The sequence below is a fragment of the Nesterenkonia suensis genome, from assembly GCF_054782935.1.
The window spans coordinates 1-5,600 of the sequence record NZ_BAAGRN010000020.1 but is presented as its reverse complement, the minus strand read 5'-3'; the positions used below and the strand labels follow the sequence as shown (position 1 = coordinate 5,600).

The following is a 5,600-nucleotide window of genomic DNA, read 5'->3' as shown; positions in this document are numbered from 1 at the left end:
CAGACCGCTGCGAATGTGTGAGTTCTCTTCACCAGCGCTCACAAGGCACCTCTCTCAAGGGTCGATGGTCGGCACCGCTGATCCAAGGACAGGGATGGTCCCCAGAGCGACACCACGAGGTCAGGCGGGATTCACCCCGGGACGGGTCTCGTCCCGCGGCATGAAGGGAGCCCGGAGGGTGCCCACCCAGCACCCTCCGGGCCGTCAGGGGACGGCGGTCTGTGCGGCGTCGCAGACCCCGCCAGGCGAGGTCAGACCTCGTGCGGCCGATCAGCAGTAGCCGGCGATGTCTGCCCAGGCTTCCGGGGCATCCGTGACACCCTCGCGGGCGATGGTCGCCTCGATGAGCCCATAGGGACGGTCCGCCGCATAGAAGACCTCGTTGGGGTTCTCCAGCCCGAACCGCTCGAGGTCGTAGGCGAAGTGGTGCTTGTTGGGGCAGGAGAACCGGATCTCGTCGATCTCCGGCACCTCGGTGATCACACGCTGGCCCATCTGGTACAGCGTGTGCTGCAGGGCATACGAGTAGTGATCGGTGAAGGTGGACAGGATGATCGACTTGACCTTCTCGTAGGTCGCCTCGAAGTCGACGTCGACGGTGTTGTAGCGCCAGCGCGTGGCGATGTCGGTGGCGAGGATCCGGTCCTCGGTCTCCGGCAGGGTCGTGTACTTGTCCTTGGGGTAGCCCACGAATCCTGACTCAGTGGTCTTCAGCACGGTCAGCCCGTGGAAGCCCGAGAGGAGGTGGTCTCGGTCGCCGTCGCGCTTGAGGACCGCCGTGCGGACCTCCGGTGCGGAGCGGTAGAAGGAATGGTCATGGCCCTCGATGCGCGACCATCCGTACTCCTCGGCCGCCCAGCGGCCCCCGGTGACCCAGCCGAACTCGCTGGTGAAGTGGTCGGCCAGGGTCAGCAGGAACTGCTCCGGGGAACTGATGCCCACCTCCTTGGCCTTGGCGAAGATGGTGTTCTTCTGGGTGTCAGTGGCCACCACATGGCCGTTGTCGCCCTCGGTGTGGGCGGCCTCGAAGTCACCGTGGAGCTGCGAGGTCACATTGAGGTCGCGCAGCTCGTGGCGCGCGGAGTCGCGATAGACGCGAACCACACGGTTCTCCGCCTTGCCGTACTGGTTCGACGAGAGTCGGACCGCGCTGGTGGTGATCTCCTGTTGCACTGCACTCATGGTCGTCTCCTTGTGTTGAGCGGATGCCTGCGGGGCAGCCGCCGAGAACACCTGAGCCGCGGCGGGCGGAGCAGGTGCCTCAGCTCCTGGGTCAGCTGCCGCGGTAGGTGGAATAGGCGAACGGGCTCAGCAGCAGCGGGATGTGGTAGTGCTTCTCCCCTGCCTGGACGGTGAAGTCCACTGTCACGACAGGGTGGAAGCTCTGCTGCCCGCGAGCCGAGAAATAGTCTCCCGTGCCGAAGGTCACCCGGTAGGGGCCGGGTTCCAGGGTCTCTGGTCCGAGGTCGCCGACGCGTCCGTCGTCGTCGGTGATCTCGGCGGCCAGCTGCTGACCCTCGGCGGTCTGCAGCTGGACGGCGACACCGCGGGCAGGAGTGCCAGCGGTGGCGTCGAGGACGTGGGCGGTGATGAAGCTCATCGAAGAAGTCCTTCCAGTCTCAGGGCGGCGATCTGTTCGAGCTGCTCTCCGACGGTCTCCAGCTCCTCTTCGGGGTCGAGCTGGAGACGGCGCTCCAGCTCGCCGAGGATCTCCTCATGGCTGCGTCCGGCGGCCCGGATGAGGAAGACCCGACCGAAACGCTGCTCGTAGAGGCGATTGCCGGCGGCGAGCCGCTCTTCAGTGGAGGCGTCAGCATCTCCCAAGCCGGCCTGCTCCCGCCGGGAGAACTCCGCCTCAGCAGATTCTCCCGCAGTGCGCTCTCCGATGCGTGGGTGATCGGCCAGGGCGAGGTCGATCTCCGCGGGGGTCAGCGGATGCGCCGCCGTCCGCGCGGCCTCGACCCCCTCCTCCACCGAAGCGAAGGGGCGCCGCTCGAGCAGCAGGTCGATCCATCGGGGCACATGGAGGCAGGACCTCAGCTGCCTGCGAGCCTGCTCTTCAGGCGCGGTGTTGAATTCCGCCAGTGTCACAGCGATAGCCTCCAAATTCCGCATTACGGATACGTTATTCCACTAAGTGCAAGTGTGACGTGCACCTCTCCAGGATGTCAAGCACTCGACCACCCCTCCGCTCCCCTCCCTCTCGAGTCCACAATCTGGACACATCTTTTCATTGAATGGATACTAGGGGGTGCAATGGAATCGGACACACTGGAGAGTGCGAAGGAGCAGCTCGTATGACGACCACCACCACAGAGCCCTACACCGTTGACGGAGCCACGGAGATCCTCACCGACGAGGCCCTGGCCTTCGTCGAGGAGCTCCACCGTCGGTTCGCCGGGACCCGGGACGAGCTGCTGCAGGCTCGCCAGACCGCCCAGGAGGCCGCCGCCGCCTCAGGACACCTCGACTTCCTGCCCGAGACCCAGGAGATCCGCGACGGCGACTGGACGGTCGCAGAGCACCCAGCCTCCCTGCAGGATCGTCGAGTGGAGATCACCGGCCCGCCTGCCCCCGCGAAGATGGCCATCAATGCCCTCAACTCGGGCGCGAAGGTCTGGCTGGCCTGCCTGGAGGACGCGTCGTCCCCGACGTGGTTCAATGTCATCGACTCCCAGAAGAACCTGTATGAGGCCGCACGGGGCACCCTGGAGTTCACGTCCCCGGAGGGCAAGGAGTACCGGCTCCGGGACGACGTGGAGCTGCCCACCGTCGTCGTGCGCCCTCGTGGCTGGCACCTGCCGGAGAAGCACCTGCAGATCGACGGTGCCCCGGCCGTGGGGGCCCTGGTCGACTTCGGACTGCACTTCTTCCACAATGCCAAGCTGCTCCACGAGAAGGGCACCGGGCCCTTCTACTACCTGCCGAAGATCGAACACCACCAGGAGGCCAAGCTCTGGGACGACGTGTTCAGCTTCGCTGAGGAGCACCTGGGCCTCCCCCACGGGTCCGTGCGTGCGACCGTGCTGATCGAGACCATCCCTGCCGGCTTTCAGATGGACGAGATCCTCTATGCGCTGCGTGACCACGCCTCCGGCCTGAACGCGGGCCGCTGGGACTATCTGTTCTCCCTGATCAAGTACTTCCGGGCCTCCGGGTCGGAGTTCGTGCTCCCGGACCGCGCCGAAGTCGGCATGACGCAGCCCTTCATGCGGGCCTACACCGAGCTGTTGGTCAAGACCTGCCATCGTCGTGGCGCCTTCGCCATGGGTGGGATGGCCGCGTTCATCCCGAACCGTCGTGAGCCCGAGGTGACGGAGAAGGCCATCGCAAAGGTCCGCGACGACAAGTCCCGCGAGGCGGCGGACGGATTCGACGGTTCCTGGGTGGCCCACCCTGACCTGGTGGAGATCTGTCGCGAGGAGTTCGACAAGGTCCTCGGGGACCGGCCGAACCAGATCGACCGGCAGCGCGACGACGTCGACGTCAGTGCTGAGGACCTGCTGGCCGTCGAGAAGGCGGAGGGCGACGTCACCGAAGGCGGCGTGCGGATGAACCTCCATGTGGCGGTCTACTACACGGCGATCTGGCTCTCCGGCAACGGCGCCGTCGCCATCCACAACCTCATGGAGGACGCGGCCACTGCCGAGATCTCCCGGTCCCAGGTGTGGCAGCAGCTCCACAACGGCACGGTCACCGCCGACACGGGCGCCACAGTGGACGCGGAGCTCGTCGGCCGTCTGCTGGATGAGGAGGTGCAGGCGCTGCGTGACCAGATCGGCGACGCCGAGACCTTCGCCGCCTACTTCGAGCCCGCCGCCGACATCGTGCGCCGGCTGGTCCTCGATGCCGACCACTACGAGGAGTTCCTCACCACCCCGGCCTACGAGCTGCTCGACTGAGCTGAGCTCCTGCCGGTCAGCCTCCGGCTCCGCACAGAAGGCGCAGCCCCTCATCGTAGAGGGCTGCGCCTTCTGCTGTGTGCGGCCCCTTGGCCGTCGCCCCTGGGGCAGCCTTGCCGGCGGTGGTGTGCAGCAGCGCAGCGTTCTGCTCGGCCGCGACCGCGCCGAGTGCGAAGCGTATCAGGATGTGGGCACGCTGGTCGGCCTCCCGAACAGGCATGCCGCGCTGTTGGAGGCTGGCGGACACCGCAGGCACCGGGGGCAGCTCCGGGTCCAGCCCGAAGGCGATGAGCATCAGGTCCGCGCCGTCCCGGATGGGCAGCACAGCTTCGCGGAATGCGTGCAGCAGCTGCTCGGCCCCCTGCGATGGAGAGGCGAGCGGGGCGAGGATCTGGGCGGCGACTCGGGCCAGCAGCTCCTGCTTGTTGGGCACGTGATAGTACAGGGCCCCAGGGCGGACATCGAGCTCAGCGGCCAGCCGACGCATGGAGACGTCCTGCAGTCCGTAGTCGAGCAGCAGGCGGTGCGCTGCGTCGATGATGGTGGGTGCGGATAGCGGCATAGTGGAGGCTCCGGATCCTGCTCGGCTCAGAGGCCGTGGTCGCGGAACAGCTTCTCGTCGGGATCGGTGAGGGACTCCTCCAGCAGCCACCGGTTGGTGCGCAGCGCCTGGAGGTTCTTCGCGACTACAGTGTCACGGGTCTTCGCCACGGCCTCGGCGAGCAGGCCGATCTGTTCCTTGAACTCTCCGGCGTGCTGGGGCTTGGCCGTGTCCGGCAGGTCGAGGAAGAGCTCGAGGGTCCGCGGCAGGTGCCGCGTGATCGTCTGGCGCACGGCTTCCTGCTGCTCCGGCAGTCGCTCCAACGTGGACCATCGCTCCACGATCTCCTCCAGTCCGACGACCATCATGCGCAGCTGACCCTGAGTGGAGGGCGGGAGCTTCTCCGCGCGGGTGCGAACAGTGGACTCCAACTGCCCCAACGCCTCCCGCAAGGCCGCCTGGTCGTCGTTCAGGGCCCTGCTGCGCCGCTGTGAGGACTGCACCATCCCACTCATGGTCCCGTAGGTGCCGGCAGCGCCAGCAGCGCCGACAAGGAAACCGGCCAGCAGCGCCCAGGGGTTGGGCAGCATGATGAGCAGCAACGCGGTGAAGAGCACCACGAATGTGGCGGCAGAGGCCGCCACCTGCGCCCGTCGACGCCGATGTTCGCCGCCGCCGGCCCCACCCGTCATCTCGGAACCGATGGTGCCCTCCTCCCTGTCTGGGATCGTCAGTGGAGTCCAGCATATCCGGAGACGACAAAGGGGCCCGATCTGATGATCGAGCCCCTTATCTGGTGGTCGGGGTGACAGGATTTGAACCTGCGACCTCCTCGTCCCGAACGAGGCGCGCTACCAAGCTGCGCCACACCCCGGTGCTCTGTGCAAGCCGACCAGCGGCTTTCACAGGAGACCATACTAGCCAAGACGTCCGTGCCTGCCAAAAACAGCCTCCGGCAACGTCTGGCCTCAGATGACAGAACTGACGCCCGCGACGTCGGCACCATTGCCTTCGTGCGGGCGTCAGCTCCCTTTAAGTGGTGTCCGGCGGTGACCTACTCTCCCACACACTCCCGTGTGCAGTACCATCGGCGCTGTGGGCCTTAGCTTCCGGGTTCGGTATGGGACCGGGCGTTTCCCCCACGCTATGACCGCCGT

6 protein-coding genes, 1 tRNA gene and 1 rRNA gene are annotated in these 5,600 nt (G+C 66.6%); 1 reads left to right on the top strand and 7 read right to left on the bottom strand.

What is annotated here, in order from left to right; genetic code table 11:
- Nucleotides 1-270: 270 nt before the first annotated feature.
- From pucL to uraD, 3 genes are all read right to left on the bottom strand, one after another.
- Complete coding sequence (gene pucL, locus ACYVKI_RS12975) at nt 271-1,182, bottom strand: factor-independent urate hydroxylase (RefSeq protein ID WP_460690782.1); 912 nt, start codon at nt 1,180-1,182, stop codon at nt 271-273.
- A 91-nt stretch (nt 1,183-1,273) separates the two neighbouring features.
- Nucleotides 1,274-1,600, bottom strand: a complete 327-nt coding sequence (gene uraH, locus ACYVKI_RS12970; protein ID WP_460690781.1) for a hydroxyisourate hydrolase — start codon at nt 1,598-1,600, stop codon at nt 1,274-1,276.
- Complete coding sequence (gene uraD / locus ACYVKI_RS12965) at nt 1,597-2,091, bottom strand: 2-oxo-4-hydroxy-4-carboxy-5-ureidoimidazoline decarboxylase (RefSeq protein ID WP_460690780.1); 495 nt, start codon at nt 2,089-2,091, stop codon at nt 1,597-1,599. Before uraD ends, uraH begins: the two co-directional genes overlap by 4 nt.
- Before the next feature lie 206 nt (nt 2,092-2,297).
- On the opposite strand from uraD, the gene aceB reads away from it, so the two are divergent.
- The gene (aceB, locus tag ACYVKI_RS12960) at nt 2,298-3,902 is read left to right on the top strand and encodes a malate synthase A (protein ID WP_460690779.1); all 1,605 of its coding nucleotides are present in this window, start codon (nt 2,298-2,300) and stop codon (nt 3,900-3,902) included.
- Between the two features lie 16 nt (nt 3,903-3,918).
- Here aceB and ACYVKI_RS12955 read toward each other — a convergent pair whose 3' ends face one another.
- The 4 genes from ACYVKI_RS12955 to rrf all read right to left on the bottom strand — a co-directional run bounded on the left by ACYVKI_RS12955 (nt 3,919) and on the right by rrf (nt 5,600).
- Entirely contained in the window at nt 3,919-4,464 is a 546-nt protein-coding gene (locus ACYVKI_RS12955) for a TetR/AcrR family transcriptional regulator (protein WP_460690778.1), read from the bottom strand.
- 26 nt (nt 4,465-4,490) lie between these two features.
- Complete coding sequence (locus ACYVKI_RS12950; protein ID WP_460690777.1) at nt 4,491-5,135, bottom strand: hypothetical protein; 645 nt, start codon at nt 5,133-5,135, stop codon at nt 4,491-4,493.
- A 105-nt stretch (nt 5,136-5,240) separates the two neighbouring features.
- Nucleotides 5,241-5,317, bottom strand: a tRNA-Pro gene (locus ACYVKI_RS12945).
- A gap of 167 nt (nt 5,318-5,484) precedes the next feature.
- Nucleotides 5,485-5,600, bottom strand: a 5S ribosomal RNA gene (rrf, locus tag ACYVKI_RS12940).

Excerpts from the sequence above, each read along its gene's own strand:
- ACYVKI_RS12950 (WP_460690777.1), bottom strand. The coding sequence starts at position 5,135 with ATGACGGGTGGGGCCGGCGGCGGCGAACATCGGCGTCGACGGGCGCAG.
- aceB (WP_460690779.1), top strand. The coding sequence starts at position 2,298 with ATGACGACCACCACCACAGAGCCCTACACCGTTGACGGAGCCACGGAG.
- pucL (WP_460690782.1), bottom strand. The coding sequence starts at position 1,182 with ATGAGTGCAGTGCAACAGGAGATCACCACCAGCGCGGTCCGACTCTCG.
- ACYVKI_RS12955 (WP_460690778.1), bottom strand. The coding sequence starts at position 4,464 with ATGCCGCTATCCGCACCCACCATCATCGACGCAGCGCACCGCCTGCTG.
- uraH (WP_460690781.1), bottom strand. The coding sequence starts at position 1,600 with ATGAGCTTCATCACCGCCCACGTCCTCGACGCCACCGCTGGCACTCCT.